The organism is Paenalicyclobacillus ferrooxydans, from assembly GCF_001399675.1.
GTDB classification, from domain to species: Bacteria; Bacillota; Bacilli; order Alicyclobacillales; family Alicyclobacillaceae; genus Alicyclobacillus_B; species Alicyclobacillus_B ferrooxydans.
Genome location: NZ_LJCO01000055.1, coordinates 1 through 3,218, shown reverse-complemented (window position 1 = coordinate 3,218; position 3,218 = coordinate 1). Strand labels below are relative to the sequence as shown.

3 protein-coding genes and 1 pseudogene are annotated in these 3,218 nt (G+C 49.7%); all 4 read left to right on the top strand.

All coding sequences use genetic code 11. The features are described from left to right. Window positions 1-1,594 (top strand): Ig-like domain-containing protein (locus tag AN477_RS13715; RefSeq protein ID WP_211266013.1); only part of this gene is annotated, 1,594 nt, incomplete at its 5' end. Between the two features lie 87 nt (window positions 1,595-1,681). After that, on the top strand, window positions 1,682-2,188 hold the full coding sequence (locus tag AN477_RS13710) for a prepilin peptidase (RefSeq protein WP_054969734.1): 507 nt from the start codon (window positions 1,682-1,684) through the stop codon (window positions 2,186-2,188). 17 nt (window positions 2,189-2,205) lie between these two features. Next, on the top strand, window positions 2,206-2,646 hold the full coding sequence (locus AN477_RS13705; protein ID WP_054969733.1) for a hypothetical protein: 441 nt from the start codon (window positions 2,206-2,208) through the stop codon (window positions 2,644-2,646). A gap of 184 nt (window positions 2,647-2,830) precedes the next feature. Beyond that, a pseudogene (locus tag AN477_RS13700) lies at window positions 2,831-3,218 on the top strand (recombinase); the annotation flags it as partial.

The following is a 3,218-nucleotide window of genomic DNA, read 5'->3' as shown; positions in this document are numbered from 1 at the left end:
GGCGGATGATAGCGGGGTGGCAATTATTCCGGGTGCTACAGCGCCGCATATTGAAAGCGTCGAGTGGACTACATCCGTTTGGGGGCCAGAGTTGACGCTCACTGGATATGGTTTTGGTAATCCTCCACCGATCCAAAATGGCACATTGACCATCAGTGACCAGAGTCGTGGATGGGTGGCTGGTAACGCCGCAAGTTACGGAGTCAATCCAACGGTTCAGACTTGGCGTAATGACAAAATTGTTGTTACGGGATTTGCTGGCTATGGCCAGAGTGATCTATCGAATTGGAATGACGGGCTTGGCAGCTGGGTGTTTGCTCCGGGAGATAATTTGACGATTCAAGTGGAAAACCCACAAACGGGGATAGCTGGGACAGATAACGTCGCGTACCCCGGGAATGCTTCGATGCCTTCACTGAGTGTGAATGCCATCCCTAAGAATCTGATGGGTGGCTCCGTAACCACGGTTTCCGGACAAGTCATGTTTTATGGGCATCCGCTTTCTGGGCAGACAGTGAATTTATTGGTGACAGGTGGTACCCTTGGCGGAACCGCGTATGGGAACAACGCGAGTGAGTATGTTGTATCCACGGATGCAAATGGCGATTTTTCAATGCCTTATACGACGCCTCATCAACCAGGGACGTATCAGGTCACCGTGATGTCTGATGGCGTCAGCTCTACCGAGTCGGTGATTGTGTGGTCTCCAAAACTCCAGCTTCAAGTGAACACATCTACGCTGGAATTCGGACAGAGTGACAACGTAAGCGGACAGCTGACATCAAACGGAACGCCACTTGCCAATCAGACCATTACTTTAGCCGCAACGGGAGGCACGATTTCTCCTACAACTGTGACCACGGATGCGAACGGAATGTTTCAGGCAACGTACGTTGCACCGAATACACCAGGGTCGTATACGATCACAGCTCAAGGTGCCGGAACTTCCGCACAATCAACGATTGTGGTGACAGAGCCACCTCTTAGCAAGGGGCCAGTGATGAATAACATGCCTTCACAGTGGAGTGGGGATTGGGCTTCCCACATGTACCTGACAAATTTGCCAAGTGGCGCGCAAATTCTCGCGACAAATGGCTCGCAGCCAACTGCTGCCTATTTCCGCTACGGAAACGGACAGGTATTGGTGGATACGCAAACGGTTGAGTTTTATTACAACTCGGACAGTTGGGCAACGACAGAGTGGAACAACATCATCAATGACTTCTTAGTTCCCAGTCACAAACCAGTTCTGCTCTTAAATGATGGTGCGGGTTGGGGGAGTAATCAGCAGGCTGTATCGGCTGTTGAGCGGGCAATTCCGAGTGCAACGCAGAGTTCCTTATCGTCACCTAGTATCCCGAACATCGATCAGTACGGCACGATTGTGGTTGATGCGGTTCAGGACAGTTACTTCGCTCAGAACCTCGAACAAATCATGCCGCAACTAGATACATGGATTCAAAATGGTGGAACGCTCATCTTCGACTCCACAGACCAAGCAAATTCGGGTGTGGGTTGGAGCACGGGTCCGGATGGGATTTCAAACGTGTGGGACTTGCAAGCTGAGAACTACTTGGCTGGCAACTTGCAATAGCGGGTTTGTCCGCAGAGACGTCCGTGGCGCAGGAGGGCTTATCTCCTGCGCCACAAAAGTTTGGGAGGAGAGAGAGGGTCTCATTAGGTGTGGAAGAACGAATGGATTCGTCTCTTTTTAGAAAACTCATGGCAATGGCACTCGAATATCGTGCTAATGCTATGGGGTGGACTCGTAGTTTACACCGCCATTTCCGCGTGGACAGATTTACGGGAAAGACGGATTCCAAACAAGTGGACAGCCCTTTGGTTGCTGCTGTTTCTGTCCATTCATTTTGCCAATCGGACATTTGAATCGTCTCTACTCAGCTTCATACTCATGGCTGTATTGATGTTTGTGCCGACTCTCCTTGGTGTTTGGGGGCAAGGTGATTGGAAGATGTCAATGGTACTTGGTGCAGCCATTGGTGCACTTCCGGCCCTCCTGGTATGGTTCATTGGCTTTTTGTTCGTGCCTATATTGAAACCTGGTATGCGTCGTATAAGTCTTCGATATTTACCAGCTGAACAGGCACTCAGCATTCCAGTAGCGGTGCCGATATTTACGGCAGTTACCTTGTTGTTCGCTTTGCTTTGGTTCTTAAACACGATGTGATGTGGAGGTAGTGGGTAATGTTTATTCAGCCGATTGTAGATTTATGGGCGGGTCGACCGATTGCGTATGTGCTAACGGACGCATATGGATTTCCGACACAAGCTTCATCACCGCGAGAACTTTATCAGAATATAGAAGTGGCATTTCAACGAGATTTTGTGCCGCTTGTGGTGTGTCGTCCTTCCGTGATGAAATCGGTGTGGGATGAATTCGTCAAGCGATTGCCTGAACCACTTTGGTTGTACGAGAATAGGCAAGTTTGTTCTGAACGTGGCGAGGTTGTGATGAATGAAGAGGGCGAACCCGGCATCCGATGGCAAAGAGGGATTAATAATACAGAATCCCTGGAATCTGCGATTGAGTCCGGTATTCGTTATGGCAGCGGTAGTGTACTGATGGGTGTCGAGCGATTGGGATGTAAAGACAAAGCAATATACCGGATTGAATGGGGACTCTGACACGTTGCTTGAGCCGATAAAGCGATGTAGCTGACATGTTCCGTCACAGCACATTGACGACACATTCACAGTGCCATGAGTGTGCAATTTGGTCCTAAAACGGCACACGAAGGTCCCATCACGGGCCCATAATGATGTTGTCACAGCACAATCATGGACCAGTGAAACGGGAGGGAGATTTGCCATGAAATTCATTGGATTAGACGTGGGGAATGGTACGACATGCATTGTCGTTCGTAGCGAGGACGGTTCTATCTCGCGTAAAATGTACGCTTCAACCTATGGTCTCTACGATAAGGACAAGGAGAAAACGGCCATTGGCACATCCAAAATCCAGCAGGCTAATGGAGTGCAATCGAATGTTTTTACGTTAAACGGCCGCGAATACGTTGTTGGATATCAAGATGTGCAAACCGTTGGTAGTACCCCGGTAAGCACGTATGGTCGTGAGGAACGGGTTCACCTTGGTGCCTATCAAACAATGACACGGTTGGCTCTGTTAGACGCAGCTACGATGGATGGGGACACTGGTGTCATTGAGGTCGCTTTGGGATTCGGTGTGCCAAATGAGG